16 protein-coding genes, 1 tRNA gene and 1 pseudogene are annotated in these 16,409 nt (G+C 55.6%); 7 read left to right on the forward strand and 11 right to left on the reverse strand.

Going from position 1 to position 16,409, the window contains the following annotated elements; all coding sequences use genetic code 11:
* Nucleotides 1-50 precede the first annotated feature (50 nt).
* The 4 genes and pseudogenes from ACTH5D_RS03385 to ACTH5D_RS03400 form a co-directional block, all read left to right on the forward strand.
* Entirely contained in the window at nucleotides 51-1,064 is a 1,014-nt protein-coding gene (locus ACTH5D_RS03385; protein WP_441668391.1) for a FecCD family ABC transporter permease, read from the forward strand.
* A gap of 107 nt (nucleotides 1,065-1,171) precedes the next feature.
* Nucleotides 1,172-2,248 carry a FecCD family ABC transporter permease gene (locus ACTH5D_RS03390; RefSeq protein WP_441668393.1) on the forward strand — a complete coding sequence of 359 codons (1,077 nt, stop codon included), beginning with the start codon at nucleotides 1,172-1,174 and terminating at the stop codon, nucleotides 2,246-2,248.
* Entirely contained in the window at nucleotides 2,245-3,054 is an 810-nt protein-coding gene (locus ACTH5D_RS03395; protein ID WP_441668395.1) for an ABC transporter ATP-binding protein, read from the forward strand. The genes ACTH5D_RS03390 and ACTH5D_RS03395 overlap by 4 nt, the downstream gene beginning before the upstream one ends.
* A 124-nt stretch (nucleotides 3,055-3,178) precedes the next feature.
* A pseudogene (locus ACTH5D_RS03400) lies at nucleotides 3,179-3,868 on the forward strand (ABC transporter ATP-binding protein); the annotation flags it as partial.
* A gap of 16 nt (nucleotides 3,869-3,884) precedes the next feature.
* Here ACTH5D_RS03400 and ACTH5D_RS03405 read toward each other — a convergent pair.
* Nucleotides 3,885-4,460, reverse strand: coding sequence for a hypothetical protein (locus ACTH5D_RS03405; RefSeq protein WP_441668397.1), 576 nt, complete (start codon nucleotides 4,458-4,460; stop codon nucleotides 3,885-3,887).
* Nucleotides 4,461-4,643: 183 nt separating this feature from the next.
* On the opposite strand from ACTH5D_RS03405, the gene ACTH5D_RS03410 reads away from it, so the two are divergent.
* Nucleotides 4,644-4,720, forward strand: a tRNA-Ile gene (locus tag ACTH5D_RS03410).
* A 222-nt stretch (nucleotides 4,721-4,942) separates the two neighbouring features.
* Here ACTH5D_RS03410 and ACTH5D_RS03415 read toward each other — a convergent pair.
* Complete coding sequence (locus ACTH5D_RS03415; RefSeq protein ID WP_441668399.1) at nucleotides 4,943-5,785, reverse strand: ABC transporter ATP-binding protein; 843 nt, start codon at nucleotides 5,783-5,785, stop codon at nucleotides 4,943-4,945.
* Nucleotides 5,786-6,048: 263 nt separating this feature from the next.
* Between ACTH5D_RS03415 and ACTH5D_RS03420 the strand changes: the two genes are divergently transcribed.
* The gene (locus ACTH5D_RS03420) at nucleotides 6,049-8,190 is read left to right on the forward strand and encodes a TonB-dependent receptor (protein WP_441668401.1); all 2,142 of its coding nucleotides are present in this window, start codon (nucleotides 6,049-6,051) and stop codon (nucleotides 8,188-8,190) included.
* Here ACTH5D_RS03420 and ACTH5D_RS03425 read toward each other — a convergent pair.
* The 8 genes from ACTH5D_RS03425 to ACTH5D_RS03460 all read right to left on the reverse strand — a co-directional run bounded on the left by ACTH5D_RS03425 (nucleotide 8,187) and on the right by ACTH5D_RS03460 (nucleotide 14,409).
* Complete coding sequence (locus ACTH5D_RS03425; RefSeq protein WP_441668403.1) at nucleotides 8,187-9,170, reverse strand: FecCD family ABC transporter permease; 984 nt, start codon at nucleotides 9,168-9,170, stop codon at nucleotides 8,187-8,189. The two genes, ACTH5D_RS03420 and ACTH5D_RS03425, sit on opposite strands and share 4 nt — an antisense overlap.
* Nucleotides 9,167-10,171, reverse strand: a complete 1,005-nt coding sequence (locus ACTH5D_RS03430) for a FecCD family ABC transporter permease (RefSeq protein ID WP_441668405.1) — start codon at nucleotides 10,169-10,171, stop codon at nucleotides 9,167-9,169. Before ACTH5D_RS03430 ends, ACTH5D_RS03425 begins: the two co-directional genes overlap by 4 nt.
* Nucleotides 10,165-11,145, reverse strand: a complete 981-nt coding sequence (locus ACTH5D_RS03435; RefSeq protein WP_441668407.1) for an ABC transporter substrate-binding protein — start codon at nucleotides 11,143-11,145, stop codon at nucleotides 10,165-10,167. Before ACTH5D_RS03435 ends, ACTH5D_RS03430 begins: the two co-directional genes overlap by 7 nt.
* A 66-nt stretch (nucleotides 11,146-11,211) precedes the next feature.
* Nucleotides 11,212-11,544, reverse strand: a complete 333-nt coding sequence (locus ACTH5D_RS03440; protein ID WP_441668409.1) for an AzlD domain-containing protein — start codon at nucleotides 11,542-11,544, stop codon at nucleotides 11,212-11,214.
* On the reverse strand, nucleotides 11,541-12,263 hold the full coding sequence (locus ACTH5D_RS03445; RefSeq protein ID WP_441668411.1) for an AzlC family ABC transporter permease: 723 nt from the start codon (nucleotides 12,261-12,263) through the stop codon (nucleotides 11,541-11,543). The genes ACTH5D_RS03440 and ACTH5D_RS03445 overlap by 4 nt, the downstream gene beginning before the upstream one ends.
* Complete coding sequence (locus ACTH5D_RS03450; RefSeq protein ID WP_441668413.1) at nucleotides 12,260-12,790, reverse strand: helix-turn-helix domain-containing protein; 531 nt, start codon at nucleotides 12,788-12,790, stop codon at nucleotides 12,260-12,262. The genes ACTH5D_RS03445 and ACTH5D_RS03450 overlap by 4 nt, the downstream gene beginning before the upstream one ends.
* Nucleotides 12,791-13,011: 221 nt before the next feature.
* On the reverse strand, nucleotides 13,012-13,800 hold the full coding sequence (locus tag ACTH5D_RS03455) for an SDR family oxidoreductase (RefSeq protein WP_441668415.1): 789 nt from the start codon (nucleotides 13,798-13,800) through the stop codon (nucleotides 13,012-13,014).
* Nucleotides 13,801-13,824: 24 nt separating this feature from the next.
* Nucleotides 13,825-14,409, reverse strand: coding sequence for an SDR family oxidoreductase (locus ACTH5D_RS03460; protein WP_441668417.1), 585 nt, complete (start codon nucleotides 14,407-14,409; stop codon nucleotides 13,825-13,827).
* Between the two features lie 4 nt (nucleotides 14,410-14,413).
* On the opposite strand from ACTH5D_RS03460, the gene ACTH5D_RS03465 reads away from it, so the two are divergent.
* The gene (locus tag ACTH5D_RS03465; protein ID WP_441668419.1) at nucleotides 14,414-14,866 is read left to right on the forward strand and encodes an IclR family transcriptional regulator; all 453 of its coding nucleotides are present in this window, start codon (nucleotides 14,414-14,416) and stop codon (nucleotides 14,864-14,866) included.
* Nucleotides 14,867-14,917: 51 nt separating this feature from the next.
* On the opposite strand, the gene sstT is transcribed toward ACTH5D_RS03465, so the two are convergent.
* Entirely contained in the window at nucleotides 14,918-16,141 is a 1,224-nt protein-coding gene (gene sstT / locus ACTH5D_RS03470; RefSeq protein ID WP_441668421.1) for a serine/threonine transporter SstT, read from the reverse strand.
* Nucleotides 16,142-16,409: the final 268 nt, after the last annotated feature.

The raw sequence follows: 16,409 nt of genomic DNA on the forward strand, positions 1-16,409 counted from the left end.
TCTTGTTATAAACGTGTTTGGTATCCAGATACGCTCGTGAAGGAATGGCCATGAAAGTCTTCGCGCGTGTGCAACGCTTCAATCAGCGCACGCTATTGTTATGCCTACTCACCGCCCTTGTGGCGGTGAGTCTCGTTAGTTTACTGGTAGGAGCGGGCAACGTTTCGCCGTCTCAGGCGCTCTCAATGCTGCTGGGCGGCGAGGACAGAGAGGCGTATTTCGTGGTGTGGGAGCTGCGTGCGCCGCGTACTTTAATCGGTATTGCGGTGGGCGTGGCGCTGGGCGTTTCAGGAGCACTGTTACAAGCGGTGGCTCGCAATCCTCTTGCGGAACCTGGCTTGCTGGGCGTCAGCGCGGGCGCCGCTTTTGCCGTGGCGCTGGCGTTGGTGCTGGGAGCCAGTGCGGCAACGCTGCGTATTTCAGTGGCGCAGCTGGGGGCGCTGGTGGGCTGTCTGTGCGTATTAGGCGTTGCTCGCTGGCGCGGGGTTGGCAATGATCCCATCCGCTTGGTACTTGCAGGGGCTGCTTTTTCAGCCTTGCTCGGGGCGATGACCTCGTTAATGCTGCTATTTGATCAGCGCTCGGCCGATGAGGTGCGCTTTTGGGTTATCGGCAGCTTGGCAGGACGCCGCTTGGAAGACCTGTTGGCCGTGTTGCCATCGGCGGCGGTGTGTAGCGTATTGATAGCTTTAATTGCGCGTCCGCTTTCGGCGCTGGCGCTTGGTGAACGTATGGCGTCGGGGCTTGGGCATCATCCTCAACTGATCCGCGCCTTGGTGGTACTTTGCGTGGCGCTGCTGGTGGGGGCGGCAACGGCGATTGCCGGACCTATTATCTTCGTTGGATTGGTGGTGCCTTTTATCGCTCGCGCTTTTGCCGGGCCTGATATTCGCCGCACCCTGTGGTTTTGCTTGCCGATTGGGCCCTTGATTATTTTAGCGGCTGATATCATTTCGCGTGTGGTCGTCGCGCCTTCTGAGCTTCCGCTGGGGGTTCTTACGGCACTGTGCGGGGCGCCGGTGCTGATCGCCGCCGTGCGTGCCCGCCGCCTACCTATGTTATGAGTTTTTTTATGAGGGCCCGCTGGTTAAAATCTGATGTCAGGAATTTCACAAAACTCACTAATCTCAGAAAAAATAGCGCCGCTGCGCTGGTGTCCATCGCGCCCACGATGAAAATGGCACCGTATGACGATGAATCGGTTAAGCCGCCTACCGGCTACTGGCGGTGGGGCGAGCGCCGAGCTAATGGTGCCAGTGTTCTGATTGAACGCCGCGCCGTTTTGGTCAACAGCGCGCTGATGGTCGCGTTAGTATGCGCCGCTATTGCCTACCTGTCCCTTGGCAGCCTAACGCTGATGCCTCGCGAGGTGATCATGGCGCTGGCGGGGCAGGGCGACATGATGACTGGATTTATGATTCAGGAGTTGCGCTTGCCGCGCTTGGTCGCGGCTTGCCTGACCGGCGCGGCATTCGCCCTGGCCGGTATCCTTATGCAGACACTGGCACGTAATCGTCTGGCCACGCCGGGCATTATCGGCATCGATAACGGCGCCACGGCGTTTGCGGTTGCCTCGGTTGTAGGTATGAGTGTCTCGCTAGCACCTTCGACCATGGCCCTGACCGGTGCGGTGACCGCCGCGGTGCTGACATTTGGACTCGCGGCGGGGAGCGGTACTCAGGGTTATCGCTTTATCGTCGCCGGTATCGGTGTTGGGGCTGTTTTCGGGGCGATCACGCAGCTGCTGCTGGCGCGGGTCGCCATTGATACCGCCAATGCTGCTTATCCGTGGACGGTAGGGTCACTGAATGCGCGCTCAGGTGGTTCCGTTCACCTATTGGGCGTCGGCCTAGCGGTGGGGTTTGTGACGGCACTGGCGTTAGCCCGCTCGCTAACGATCCTACGTTTTTCCGAAGCGACGGCTAACGGGCTTGGGGTGAACGCCAAAGTAAGACGTATCCAAATATTGCTGTTATCGGTGATATTAACGGCGCTTGCCGTTGCCGTTGCCGGGCCAGTAGGCATGGTGGGGTTGATCGGGCCTGAAATTGCGCGCGCGCTGTCTACCCCACGCCATGTGCCGGTGGTCGCGGCGACGCTTGCCGGTGCCCTGGTGATGGTGCTGGCCGATTTAATGGGGCGTACCCTGCTGGCGCCGATTGAGCTTCCGGTGGGTATTGTTACCGCTATTATTGGTGGCCCCTGGCTTTTATGGATTTTGATGCGGCCGCAACGGAGTCACGCATGAACGATTTTGAAGCTCCGCCGACGCTGGCTACCGATGCGTTGAGCATGGGCTACGGTGCGCGGCGGGTCATTGATAGTCTGGATATCTACTTGCCTAGTGCAAAGGTAACGGCCATTGTCGGGCCCAACGGCTGTGGTAAGTCAACATTGCTGGCGGGGCTGGCTCGCCTGCATAAGCCTGATGGCGGTTGCGTATTGTTGAACGGTGAGGATATTCAGCGATTGCCTTCTCGCCAGCTGGCCACTCAGCTGGCGCTGCTGCCTCAGGAAGCTGTCGCGCCGGAAGGCTTAACCGTGACCGAGTTAATACGCTTTGGCCGGCAGCCGCATCAAGGCTGGCTGCGCCAGTGGTCGGCAGAAGACCAGCGTGTTGTTCAGCATGCGCTTGAAGCGGCAGGGCTAGAAGATCTGGCTGATCGGCCCATTGAGGCGCTTTCCGGTGGCCAGCGCCAGCGTGCCTGGATTGCCATGACCATCGCTCAGCAAACGCCGCTATTGCTGTTAGATGAGCCCACGTCTGCATTGGATCTTGGTCATCAAATCGAAGTCTTCGAACTGGTAAAAGAGCTCGCCCATCACGGCCGCACCGTCGTGATGGTGCTACATGATCTTGCCAGCGCGTGCCGCTATGCGGATCATCTAGTGGCCATGCGGGAAGGGCAGATAATCGCGCAAGGCTCGCCTGCTTCAGTGGTGACCCCCGAGCTGGTTCGCACGCTTTATCAAGTAGAATGCACGCTAATAACCGACCCCGCGACCGGAAGCCCCCTGTTGGCCAATGTGCGGCGCTCGCCTGCGACGGTTTAATAGGCTGTCAGTTAAGTGGTTATCTCGTCGCTTTAGTCGCACGCTAACTTAGCGGCATTGCGACGATCAAAAGCTTTACCAGCGAAGCGTATGTCGAGGCTAACCGCCGGGCGATTAAGGTCAGCTCTGCGTTTATTCCGGCAATACCCTGGCGCTGGTGGGGGCCACTGGGTCGGGTAAATCGACGCTGATCAAGCTGCTGCTACGCTTTTACGACCCAGAAGCCGGGCGCATACTGATCGACGGCCAACTTATTATTGACGTGAGTATGAACTCTCTGCGCCAGTCCATTGGCTTAGTCAGCCAGGACGTGTATCTCTTTGAAGGCAGTATTCGAGACAATATCGCCTATGGAAAACCGCAGGCCGATGAAGCCGAGATTATCGCCGCTGCCAAAACCGCCGAGGCTTGGAGTTTTATCGAAACATTGCCTCAGGGGCTAGATACACCCGTTGGGGAACGCGGAGTGCTGCTTTCTGGCGGCCAACGCCAACGGCTTTCACTCGCGCGGGCACTGCTTAAAGACCCGCCGATCTTGGTGTTGGATGAAGCCACTAGTGCGGTGGACAACGAAACCGAAGCGGCCATCCAGCGTTCCCTAAAGCGCATTGCTCATGGGCGTACGGTGATTATGATTGCCCACCGGCTTTCCACCATCGTTCACGCTGATGAAATCGTGGTAATCGAGAAAGGCCGCGTCGCTGAGCGAGGCAGGCACGCCAGTTTGCTTGCCACCAACGGACACTATGCCGCCCAGTGGCGGGTACAAACCGGCAAGGCTCTGGCAGGAGACGTAGAAGTATTAAGGTCTTAAACGCTTTGTGTCATCGTTATCGATTTACTAACAGCGCGTTAAGCGTCACCGGCACGTTCTCATCAATTTCTTGGTAACCCAGCATCGACAGCACGGTACGCACCGTGCTGTTTTCCATTAGAACCCTGCCGTCCATGGCCATTGGTTCCGCGTGGGTAACCCGTATTTCATTAAGGCCTTCGCGGGTAAAGCGCAGCGGTACTGACTCCTGCTGGTTAACCATATCGGATTCAACCCTAAACTCCAGGGTCTCGACCAGCGATTCGCCAATGTCCAAATTGTCTAGCTGCTCAGGGGGCATTTGCGCCACCAGCGTGACCAACGTGGTGTTTGCCAGCAAACCAATCCAAGGCGGCAGTTCGCTAAAGCGCTCAAGTACATCCGTTTGGCTCAGCTTTAATGGCAGGCGCAGCGTACCGTCGCTGGATATAGTGCCCTGTAGGTCGCGTACTTGGTGATGATGCGTTTGCGGCGCTGCGCCGTTTAGCTGGGTAATTGATGCCTGCACCTGGGACTGAGCAGGATCAAGCTGCCAATCAGCGTGTACCGGCAGGGCTAACAATAAGGGAAATAGAGCAATCAATGCTTTCAAAGCGCGCCTCCGTATAAAAACTGTCCACAATATGTTGAGCTACCCACAAAACTAAGAGCCGCTCAAATCATTAAACACTACCCACAAGACCCCCCAAACCGTATAAAGTGCCACAGCAGCATGAAGATAGCGCAATGGGGCTAGCCTCAACCCGTCACATTCGCTATGATATGCACGCTTTTCGGGCCTATAGCTCAGTTGGTTAGAGCAGGGGACTCATAATCCCTTGGTCGTAGGTTCAAGTCCTACTGGGCCCACCATTTCTATACTGCTTATTTCAAATAGCAGCTCATCTTACGTCCTGTGCTTTACCTATCATTATTAGCAGAAGCCGCTCCCCCTTCTCAGTAGCTGCTAACAGCAGGCCCGCTGCGGCTGTCAACGCTCAATACCTCTCGCTGACGCTCTCTGTTTCAATACTCTTGGTTGCTTTTATTAGCTGTTTATTAGCAGGCATCAATGACGCTCAAATAGTCAGCTATCTACGATTGGATTGGCGCAAGCCCACTGGCAGGTTGCTTGCGCGGTACGCACACCGGGCTGCCGCTTTCGGGGTCGTGGAGCACGCGTGCATCTAGGTCAAATACGCGCTTTAGGTTTGCGGCGGTAAAGATCTCGCTGGGCGGGCCGCTGGTGACTATGCGGCCATCACACATCATGACTAGATGGTCGGCGTAGGCGGCGGCCAGGTTCAGGTCGTGAAGCACTAATAACAGGGTGCGACCATGTTCGTGGGCGAGGCGAGAGAGCAGCTCTAGAAGATCGACCTGCACCTTCAGATCAAGAAAGGTGGTGGGTTCATCGAGCAGAATTAAATCGGTTTTCTGCGCTAGCACCATGGCAATCCAGCAGCGTTGGCGCTGCCCGCCAGAAAGCGCATCCACGTTGCGGTCAGCGAACTCGGTAACGTTGGTGTAGGCCATTGCCTCGCGAATGGCTTCGGCATCCTGCTTAGTGTCCTGGCGCCACAGCGTCTGATGGGGAAAACGCCCCATACCAACCAACTGTTTAACGGTTAGCCCTTCAGGGGCGATGGGCCCTTGGGGGAGTATGCCAAGCCGTTTTGCCACGTCTCGCGTATTGCTGTGGTGAATGTCCTTACCATCTAAATACACGTGGCCGGCGCTGGGCTTAAGCGTTCGTGCAAGCGTTTTTAAAAGCGTCGATTTGCCACTGCCATTAGGCCCTAAAAGCACCGTTAGCTTGCCTTGCGCTATGGCGATATCCACGCCTTTTAATACGGGACGAGTCTCGTAGCCAGCCGATAAGGCTTTGCCGGTTAAACGGGGCTGTTGGTCTGAAAGGTTGGTCACAGGAGGGCTCATTGCATGGCCTAGGCAGGCAGCACCGTAAGGTAAAACATTCTCATTTTCAATATTTAGCACTCTAAGTTAGTGGGCGCTTACTAGGCAGTGCCACCGTCTACAGAATAGAGAATCATAAACGCAAGCAAGATGATTGCAAAAAAGTGAACGGCACGTTCAGGTTTGGTAGACCTGAATACGTTTATATGCATAATACAATCATTATCATTTGTGTGTGTATTACGCTTTCCCTCGATCGTTCACTCCAAAGGTATAAAAAGAACATGCGCATTAAGAATCGTCCAGTGTTTTGGCCAACGGTAACACTCGCTGGTTTGGTGGCTATGAGTCAGGCCCACGCGCAGAATACGGCTGTATCAGATTCACAAAGTAGCCGTGGTGACGCCGATCAAACAATGGTCGTGACCGCCTCACGAACTAATGCCACGAAAGACGATTCTCCCCAAACGGTGCGTATTATCACTAAAGAGGAAATCGACCAGCAGCTGCAGATTTCCAGCGATTCATCGCAAGTATTAAGCAACCTGCTGCCATCCTATTCGCCTAGCCGCCAGAAGATGAGCGGTAGCGGCGAGACGCTACGCGGACGCACCCCGCTGATTTTGATTGACGGTATTCCTCAGTCTAATCCGCTGCGTCCCACCGGTCGTGAAGCGCATACCATCGATTTTTCCATGGTTGAGCAAATCGAGGTTATTCAAGGTGCCAACGCGACCAATGGCGTTGGGGCGTCGGGTGGCGTGATTAACCTGATTACCAAGCGCCCGGAGCCTGGCTCTTACAATCAGCATGCAGAAATTAGAGTGACAACCCCTACCAGCGAGCTGGATAGCGACACGCTGAGCTATGAAACGAATTATGGCGTGAGTGGCAATACTGGCGATATCGATTATCTCTTCTCGGCGAGCGTCGAGAGGCAGGGGCTGTTCCTCGACGGTAGCGGTGATGCTGTCGGCGTCGATAACACGCAGGGCGATCTGATGGACTCTCGCTCCTATGACTTTTTGGGCAAGGTGGCCTACTGGATCGATGATAATCAGCGCCTGCAATTGACCCTGAATCATTTTGATATTGAAGGGCAAAATAATTATGTCAGCGTGACAGGTGACCGTGCCAACGGTGTGGTAACCACCTCTGAGCGCGGAACCCCAGAAGGCGATGCGCCCTATAACCGCGTATGGACGACGGGGCTGAGTTACGATCATTACGATCTCGCCGGGATGCGCTTAAGTGCTCAGGTGTTCTATCAGGACTATGAGGCACTGTTTGGCGCGACCAATTCAGCGACCTTCCAAGACCCTGCTATTGCGCCAGTGGGTAGTTTTTATGATCAAACCATGGCGACGACTAGCAAATTTGGCACCAAAGTATCGCTGACTAAAGATGATCTGTTTAGCGACCGGCTCACGCTGACCGGCGGCTTTGATACGCTGTTTGATGAAACCGAGCAGTACCTGTATCAATCTGACCGTACCTATGTGCCGTCGACAGAGTACACCGATCTTTCGCCTTTCATTCAAGCCGAGTTTAGGCCTGTCGATTCGCTACTGTTATCCGCTGGCGCCCGCTATGAATATGCCAAGCTGGATATTGGCAGCTACCAGACCGTCGCGGCGAATAATGGCGTTGAGGTTGAAGGTGGCGCCCCCAGCTTCAATGAAACGCTGTATAACGCCGGGGTCGTGTGGAAACCCGTTGATAACTGGAGCCTCTTCGCCAACTACTCTGAAGGATTTTCGATTCCGGATGTAGGGCGTGCACTGCGTGGTATTTCGACGCCCGGACAGTCGGTCAATAGCATTGATAACCTTCGTCCCATCGTCACCGATAATATTGAGACCGGCGTACGTTTTGAAAACGGGCGCTTAGCCGCTGAGCTAAGCTATTACGAATCGTCCTCTGAGTTCGGCAGCCGCCTGACGGAAATCGACGATGTCTTCTTTTTGAGCCGCGAGGAAACCGAGATTAAAGGGCTAGAAGCCTCGATGGATTATCAATTTACCGAGCAGCATTCCGGTCGCGTGGCCTACTCGCGTATGGAAGGGCGCTTTGACAGTAATGAAGACGGTAGCCTAGATTCCCAACTGTCAGGGCTTGATGTGTCGCCGGATCGCCTGGTCGCCAGCTGGTCCGCGAACTGGACGGAGGAACTCTCGACGTTTGTACAGGCAAACTATGCCTTTGATGAAACCTTTGACGAGGAAAACCGTGAGTTTGATGGCTATCTGTTAATGGATGCGGCGGTGGGATATAAACTGCCGGTCGGGCAGGTCAACGTGGGCGTTGCCAACCTGTTAGACGAGCAGTACGTCACCTACTATTCGCAAAGCGCGCTGGTTAACGACGAACGTTACTTTGCAGGGCGTGGCAGAACCGTGACCTTCGGCTATCGTTTGGATTTCTAACGCTGCCGGCGCATTCTATGCAATAGATAGACAAAGAAGGGCGCGCCGATGCCTGCTACGAAAATACCCGCAGGCAGGTCTTTCGGTAAGAAGGCCACTCTGCCCAGCAAGTCGGCGTACAGCACGATCAGCGCGCCAACCAGTGCAGAGGCGGGCACTAGCCGTGCCATATTACGCCCCACCAGCCTAGCCGCTAGGTGAGGCGCAATCAGACCCACAAAACTTAAGCCACCGGCGAAGGCCACGGCGGCACCGGCTAGCGCTACGCTGCAGGCGAGTAATATCATCCGACTGCGCAAAATAGGCACTCCCAGCCCTTCGGCAACGCTGTCACCCAATGCCATGGCATCCGCATGACGCGCAAAGGCCAAACAGATGGGCACAGGCACCAATAGCCACGGCAATATCCCTTCTACATCTTTCCATTGCGCGGCATACAGGCTGCCGGTTAGCCATACGTAGGCGGTCATGGCGGCGGCGTCATCGCTGATTACAATCAACAGCGTGGTACCTGCGCCAGTGGCTGCTGCAAGGCCGATACCGACTAGCACCATACGCGATGGGTTGATGCCGTTTTTCCAACTGAGGCTAATCACCAGCAGCGCTGATATCAGTGCGCCTAGCATGGCCGCGAAAGGTAGCCAGTGAATACTTAAATGAGTACTCAGTAGCGCTAAAAAAAGCACTGCCGCTAACGCCGCGCCGCTGGTAATGCCAATCACATCTGGAGACGCCAGCGGGTTGTGCACAATGCTTTGCAGAATAGCCCCTGCCATCGCCAGGGCAGCACCAACGAGTATTGCCAGCGCAATACGAGGTAGCCTCAATTCCCAAATGATAAAGGTAATGTCGCTATTTTGCGGCGCGGTCAGGGCGCCCAGTACTTCTATTGGCGACGTTGGAAAGCTACCTAAGCATAGTGAAAGACCGGCGCTAGCCGCTAGTAACAGGCTTAGTAGGGGCACGCTGGATTTAGTCATTGGCTAGTCATCTTGCGTCGCGCCAAATAAATAAAGAAGGGCGTGCCAATGAGGGCCGTCATGACACCCACCGGTACTTCTTGCGGCGGCATTAAAAATCGTGAAGCCACGTCGGCCAGCAGCAGCAAGCAAGCGCCGAGTAACGCGCAGCTGGGCAATAGCCAGCGATGATCAATGCCAAAGATGCCTCGCGCCATGTGGGGTACGATCAGGCCTACAAAGCCGATCATGCCTGCCAATGCTACAGAGCTGCCCGCCAATACAATCACGATAAGTCCTAACAGTAGCTTGATCGTGGTTGCCTGCATGCCCAGTGCCGTGACCATGTCGTCGCCTAGCATTAGCGCGTTTGCGTGGCGCACTAACAGCGCGCTCAGTAGCATTGCCGTGCCGAAAAGAGGCAATAGCGGCGTGACTAGCGAAAGATCGCGCCCTGACACCGACCCCGCCAGCCAGTAAAGGACGCTTTCAAAACTTTGCTGATCCATCACCAGCAGCCCTTGGCTGAACGAGACAAACATAGCGGTGACAGCAACGCCCGCTAACACAACGCGAAGAGGTGAAAGCTCGCCGTGGCGGCCTCTGCTGAGAATGACCACGAGCGCCGCGGCAACAAGCGCGCCTAGCAGTGCGGCCCACACATAGTCAGCAGGTGTACGCAGCGCTAGGAAGGACACCGCGACCACCACAAAAAACATTGCACCTGCGTTGATCCCCAAAATTCCCGGTGATGCCAGAGGATTGCGCGTCATGGTCTGCATGAGCGCGCCCGCAATGGCTAAGCTGGCGCCGACCAGCGTGGCAATCACCGCGCGGGGTAAGCGTTCGTTGAATAAAATGATATGATCGATTTGGGTGGGGTCATAGTGATGAATTGCGGCCGCTAATGATGCCAGCGGGATGTCGGTAGTGCCGAGCATAACGCTAGCGAAAAAGGCCGCAAGTGCCGTGAAGGCCGCCAGTAAAAGGCCCAGGCTTTTTGCAGTGTGGCTGTTCAGCATGTCGTTTGCTCAATGCTAGTGGCGGCAAGAGCGCGACAGGCTTGGCGGGGCAGCGGTTGCGTCAACCCATAATGGCGATAGAGTTCATCTAGCATGGCATTTGCCGCCAGTATGCCGCCGCCCATCATCCAGCTCACGGGTTCGGCTTCATACACGCGCTGGTTTTGAACGGCGCTTAATTGTTGCCATAACGGGTGAGAAGCCCAGTGCCGGTAATTATTAGCAATGGCGGCATCGTCTGGCTCTAGCAGTACAAAGATAACGTCGGCATCCAGTGCCGGAATATTTTCAGTGCTGGAAAGCTTCATTCCCCAGCCCTGGGTTTGTAGCGTATCGGGTTGCTCAAAGCCCAGTTCATCTAAAATGGAGCCCGCAAAGCCACTGGTATAAATGCGAACGTGGTCGCTCTTGAAGCGAATGACGGCAACCTTTTGCGGCCATTCATTGCCCATTTGGGCGGCTATCTGCTGGCGAAAATCAGCAACCCGCGCGTCCCAGCGTTGCAGTAGCTCGCTTGCCTGTGCCTCTCGCCCGGTGGCATTGGCGATCATGGTAAGCGTTGTTCTGAAGCCGAACACGTTAGGCGCCGTCACCGTGGTGGCGATAGCGCTCAATAGCGGCGCTACGCGGGCATGACGAAAATCGCTGGCAACCACTAAGTCAGGCGCCAGCCAGGCAATTTTTTCTAGGTTGGGCTGAGTTTCTAAGCCTACGTGCTCTACGTTAGTAAGCGCGTCACGCAGGTAGCGATACATGGGTTTTTCTAACCAGGAATCGACCACACCAATGGGCGTAATACCTAGGGCGACGGCACTATCGGTAGCGCCCTGATACAGCGTGACGATGCGGGCTGGCGTAGTGGGCTGCTCTTCGCTAGCCTCGGCAATGGCGTAAGCCAGCGTTGCACAGGCCGCCAGTAGCACGCACCGTAACATTTTGCGGTAATGGCGGTGAGCGTTCAGGTTGAAGATCACTTTCAAGCCGGCGGAAATTAGAGAGCCGCGATGATGTCATGCAGCAAAAGTCAATGCAACGCATTATCAAATGTGAGCGACTATTTGCACTAGGCCAAAAACGGTCACCCCTGCGGCCACGGGCCAGCCTAACGAACGTAGCCGCGACCATACTGCCAGCGTGACGGAAAGCCCAATGGCCGTTGCGATCCAGGCAATAGCACTGGGATTAACCGGCATAATCGAAACGCCCAGTACGGCGGCAATCATCAGTGGGCCGAGAATGCCCAACCACTGAGGCATATTATTGATGCCGGTATCGCTATTGAGGCGGCGCTGCATCCATAGGAAAGGGACGACGCGCATTAACAGCGTGCCGATGGCGCACGCTATAACGGCGATCCATAGCTCGGTGCTCATAGCGTGCGCCCTCCCGCCTGAAACTTCACGATATAGAAGCACAGCGCGCCGCAGGCAGCGGCCAGCGGAATAGCCACATTGCTCCAGCCATAAAGAGTTAATAGCAGCGCTGAAAGAATGGTGCAGCCCATCGCCAGTGCCCAGCGCTTATCGGTGAAGCGCGGCGCCACCATAGTCAAAAATAGTGCGGGCAAAGCAAACGGCATAACCTCGCCAAGCAGCGGCCAGCGCGTGGTTAACGTTTCTCCAGCGGTGGCGCCTACTACCGTGCCCACTATCCACACTCCCCATGCCAGCAAAGAGGCCCCCATAAACCAGCTAAAACGCTCGGGCGCAGACAGCTGAGGCAGTCGAGTCAGAGCGAGGGCAAAGACTTGATCGGTCAAACCATGCATTAACCAAGGCCAGTGGCGGCTGGGTGGCAGCCATGACGCTAGATTAGGACCGTAAACGACATGGCGCACGTTGATGAGTAGGGTCATTGCCACCACTAGCCATAGCGGTGAACCCGCCGCCACCATGCCTACAAATAGAAACTGCGATGCACCGGCGTAAACAAGCGCTGAAATTGCGGCGGCTTCCCAGGTGCTAAAGCCTGCTTGAGTCGCCACCAGGCCAAAGGAGAGTGAGACCGGTATATAGCCTCCCAGCAGCGGAATGGCTTCCCGGGCACCTTTTACGGTTGAGCGAATCGGTGTGTGACGAGCAGGCTGGCTCATGGCGTATTGCCTTTTTCACCATAGGTGATGGTCATTATTAAAGTGGCCTCCACAGCCTGGGTGCGATAAAGGTGCGGCTGGTCGGCGGAGAATGTCACCGTCTGCCCTGGGGTAAGCGCTATCGTCGCGCCATCTGGCCCCGCTTCCAGGCAGCCGCTAATCAGCGTTAGCGACTCTCGGGTTCCAGGCGTATGAGGTTCGGCGTGGCGAAGCGTATGGGGCGCACAGCGCATCCAGTAGGCATCCACTTGCGGGATGCCTTTGCCTTGATCAATCAGGCGCACCTGAATGCCATCCTCGCCTAGCGGCACGGTAATCGGGGCTACCAGTGTACCGAAGGGGACATTGAGCTGTACCGCCAGCCGCCAGATAGTATCCAGCGTGGGGTTGCCGCTACCCTGCTCAAGGCGGCACAGGTTAGATTTAGCGATGCCCGCGTCATTGGCCAACTGCGAAAGCGACCAGCCCCGCTCCATGCGCAGCGTCTGCAGGTGTTGACCTAGGGTACTGAGTGAAAGCTTATCCATGACATACCGCCCAGCTGTTCTTTATATAGAACGTTCTATATAAAGAACGTTAGCCTGTCAACGACTAGTGCGCCAGTCAGGAGAGTCAGCGCGGTAATCGCGTGCCAGATTTGGGCAGGCCTGGCGCATAGATAATGGCGGGTATTCTTCATAGGCAGTTGCCTGCTTTCGAATTTTTATCCGAGAAACAGGCAGCTGTGAGGGGGCAAGGAGTGCAAACGTTAAAAAGTACCGGGGTAGCTACCGCCATCAAGCAAGAAGTTTTGCCCCGTCATGTAGCCGGCATGCTGGCTGCAAATAAATGCGCAAAATGCGCCAAACTCTTCCGCCGTGCCAAACCGACCGGCAGGCACACCGCTTAGACGCTTTTCAGTCACGTCTTTCAGGCTGTGGCCAGAAATGTTGGCTTCAGATGCTAAGGCGCTTTCAAGGCGTTCTGTCTCAAACGGGCCAGGCAAAAGATTATTGATGGTGACGTTGCGACTCACCAATTGAGGCTGACGCGATAATCCCGCAATAAACCCCGTCAGCCCACTGCGAGCGCCGTTAGACAGCCCGAGTACGTCGATCGGGGCTTTTACGGCACCGGAGGTAATATTCACCACGCGCCCAAAGCCGCGTTCCGACATGCCGTCAACGGTGGCTTTGATAAGCTCGATGGGTGTGATCATGTTGGCTTCTAATGCCTTGAGCCAGTCAGACCGGCTCCAATCACGAAAATCGCCCGGCGGCGGCCCGCCATTATTATTGATAAGGATATCGACCTGGGGGCAGGCCTCTAACACTGCCGCACGCACCTGCGCATCACCAATGTCGCCAGCAACGGTGACGACTTCTATACTCGGGTTCAGCGCTTTTAACTGTTGTGCCGTGGTCGCCAAGGTTTCGCTATTGCGGGCATTGATGACCAGATTCACTCCCTCTTGGGCAAGTGCCATGGCGCACCCTTTACCCAGACCCTTGCTCGCGGCACAAACCACTGCCCAGCGACCTTTAATGCCTAGTTCCATCGTGGCTCTCCTGATAAAGATTGTTTAACGAGCGGCGTAGCCACCGTCCACCGGCAGAATGACACCGGTTACAAATTTGGCTCCGGGTGATGCCAGAAACAAGGCGGGCCCTATCAAATCATCGGGCGCTCCCCAGCGACCCATAGGCGTCCGGTCTATAAGCTCCTCCGCTGAACGCTCTTTGTCTTGAACTAACGCTGACGTTAATTCTGTCGCTATCCGGCCGGGTGCTAGCGCATTGACACGGATACCTTCGGGCGCCCAGGCAATCGCCAGTGAGCGCGTCAGCTGGGCGACGCTTCCTTTAGATGCGGAGTAGGCGGGAACAAACCCGCTGCCAAACAATGACAGCATCGACGCCGTATTGATAATACAGCCACCTGCGTTCTTAAGCGCTTCAAAGGCCGCCTGACAGCAACGCTGGGTCCCGTTTAGATTCATATCCACGACATCGGCGAAACCTTGAGGCGTAAATTCCTTACCACCGCGTAGGATGACGCCCGCACAGTTAACCAGCATATCAATGCGCGTGAATTGAGCAAAGAACGCCATCACGGCATCGTCATTGCGAACATCTAACTGATACTGACGAGCGCCGAAATCAGTCACGCCGTTGTCAGGCGACTCTAATCTGGCGATTCCGTATGGTTATCACATGACGTTTATCGATAAGGTCGAATCGGCCGACGCTGTGCGTATGGCCTCTTATATCGGTATGCCGGTGCCTATGCACTCAACCGCGGTGGGTAAAGCCTACTTGGCCGCACTGAGCAAAGAAGCCTGCGAACAATACCTAGCGCGGCTAACGCTGGAACCGATCACTGTACAAACATTGACGAGTCTGGAGGATTTACGACGGGCGCTGGCAGTGACGCGCAAGCAGGGCTATGCCATCGACGATGAAGAAAATGAGTTAGGTACCATCTGCTTCGGTCAAGCGGTGAATGGCGTCGATGGACGCGTTTCGGGGGCGATCAGCGTTAGCGTTCCGCGCTATCGTTTTCAGGAGGGGGCCGCCCACCATATCGTGACGACCATCCAAAAGCATCTTAGCGCGCTGCACTGAGGGCTCTTGCCGCGCTTATGATGAAAACAAGCCACTCCTCTAGATTGGCGGTTAAGAGTGCACCTTTGCTCTCGCCTGACAGGCCGCTGCGGTGAACAGTACATCAGTCGAGGAGTTAAGCGCGGTTTCGGTTGAGTCCTGAACCACGCTGATCACAAACCCAATAGCCACTGCTTGCATGGCCACTTCCGTCGGGATGCCGAACAGGCTAGCAGCCATGGGAATCAGCATTAGTGATCCGCCCGCCACGCCTGAAACGCCGCAGGCCGCTAGCGATGAAACCATGCACAGCAGCAGCGCTGTGGGGAAGTCAACGCTAATGCCCAGCGTATGGGTAGTGGCCAGCGTTATCACTGTAATGGTGATAGCCGCACCACACATATTGATCGTCGCTCCCAGCGGAATCGAAATAGAGTAGGTATCGGCATCTAACTTCAGGCGGCGGCACAGCTCCAAGTTAACCGGAATATTTGCGGCCGAGCTACGAGTGAAAAAAGCGGTAATCGCGCTGCCACGCAGGCAAGTAAATACCAGTGGGTAAGGGTTTTTTCGAGTAGTTAAGTAAACCAACAGCGGATTGCTTACTAGTGCGACAAATAGCATGCAGCCCACAATTACGCCCAGTAGCTGGGCGTAATTGAGTAGCGCCTCAACGCCAGATTCTGCCAGCGTACCGGCCACTAAACCAAAGATACCCAGCGGCGCTAAGCGAATCACCAGCGTTACAATGCGGGTTATCGCCGTGGATAAATCACTTAAGGCTTGGCGGGTGGTATCGCTAGCTTGGCGAAGCGTTAAGCCAAGGCCTACTGCCCACGCTAGGATAGCGATAAAGTTCGACTCCATCAGCGCGCCAACGGGATTGGTAACCGCATTCAACAACAGGTCGCGTAGAACGCTAACGATGTTGCCAGGCGGATTGCCGTCCACTTGCACTGCGTTCAAGGCAAGTTCGGTGGGAAATAGAAAGCTTGCTGCTACCGCAATTAACGCAGCGATTAGAGTGCCTGCCATATATAGCACCAGCACGGGACGAATATGGGTTGGCTGACCTTTTTGATGAGCCGAGATGGCAGCGGCGACCAGTACAAACACCAAAATGGGAGCCACCGCCTGCAAAGCGGCAATAAATAGCTGGCCAAGTAGCGCCACATTGCCAGCCATGCCCGGTGCAAACAGAGCTAGCAGTACTCCGGCAACGATACCCATTAAAATCTGTGGGATAAGGCCTAGCCGTAAAAATGGCCGAAAAACGGCTTGGACAGTAGCGATCATTGCGCAACTCTCAGATAGTGGGAAGTGAGTGGCGTGGCAGCGAGGGGCCGCTAACGCGCTTGAATCGGGCGGTATTCTATCAGCTGCGGGTATGCCATGGGCGGCTGTGTCAAAATCTCGGCGCATATCTCCTAAAAAGGTGGCATTAAAGCCTGGCCAGTCGCTAGTTAGGCAGGGGGCGATAACCAGCATTCACCTTCCCGGCGGATACCCAAGATGCTCTCAATAGCAGCTCGGTACATCCAGCCTGCTGACCCCGTGTACCATG

Source organism: Halomonas sp. (genome assembly GCF_052095695.1).
Classification (GTDB): Bacteria; Pseudomonadota; Gammaproteobacteria; order Pseudomonadales; family Halomonadaceae; genus Vreelandella.

Bases quoted from the DNA above. Each gene is read 5' to 3' on its own strand.
- ACTH5D_RS03430 (WP_441668405.1), bottom strand. From the start codon at position 10,171: ATGCTGAACAGCCACACTGCAAAAAGCCTGGGCCTTTTACTGGCGGCC.
- ACTH5D_RS03395 (WP_441668395.1), top strand. From the start codon at position 2,245: ATGAACGATTTTGAAGCTCCGCCGACGCTGGCTACCGATGCGTTGAGC.
- ACTH5D_RS03445 (WP_441668411.1), bottom strand. From the start codon at position 12,263: ATGAGCCAGCCTGCTCGTCACACACCGATTCGCTCAACCGTAAAAGGT.
- sstT (WP_441668421.1), bottom strand. From the start codon at position 16,141: ATGATCGCTACTGTCCAAGCCGTTTTTCGGCCATTTTTACGGCTAGGC.
- ACTH5D_RS03440 (WP_441668409.1), bottom strand. From the start codon at position 11,544: ATGAGCACCGAGCTATGGATCGCCGTTATAGCGTGCGCCATCGGCACG.
- ACTH5D_RS03420 (WP_441668401.1), top strand. From the start codon at position 6,049: ATGCGCATTAAGAATCGTCCAGTGTTTTGGCCAACGGTAACACTCGCT.
- ACTH5D_RS03390 (WP_441668393.1), top strand. From the start codon at position 1,172: ATGAAAATGGCACCGTATGACGATGAATCGGTTAAGCCGCCTACCGGC.
- ACTH5D_RS03450 (WP_441668413.1), bottom strand. From the start codon at position 12,790: ATGGATAAGCTTTCACTCAGTACCCTAGGTCAACACCTGCAGACGCTG.
- ACTH5D_RS03415 (WP_441668399.1), bottom strand. From the start codon at position 5,785: ATGAGCCCTCCTGTGACCAACCTTTCAGACCAACAGCCCCGTTTAACC.
- ACTH5D_RS03455 (WP_441668415.1), bottom strand. From the start codon at position 13,800: ATGGAACTAGGCATTAAAGGTCGCTGGGCAGTGGTTTGTGCCGCGAGC.
- ACTH5D_RS03425 (WP_441668403.1), bottom strand. From the start codon at position 9,170: ATGACTAAATCCAGCGTGCCCCTACTAAGCCTGTTACTAGCGGCTAGC.
- ACTH5D_RS03385 (WP_441668391.1), top strand. From the start codon at position 51: ATGAAAGTCTTCGCGCGTGTGCAACGCTTCAATCAGCGCACGCTATTG.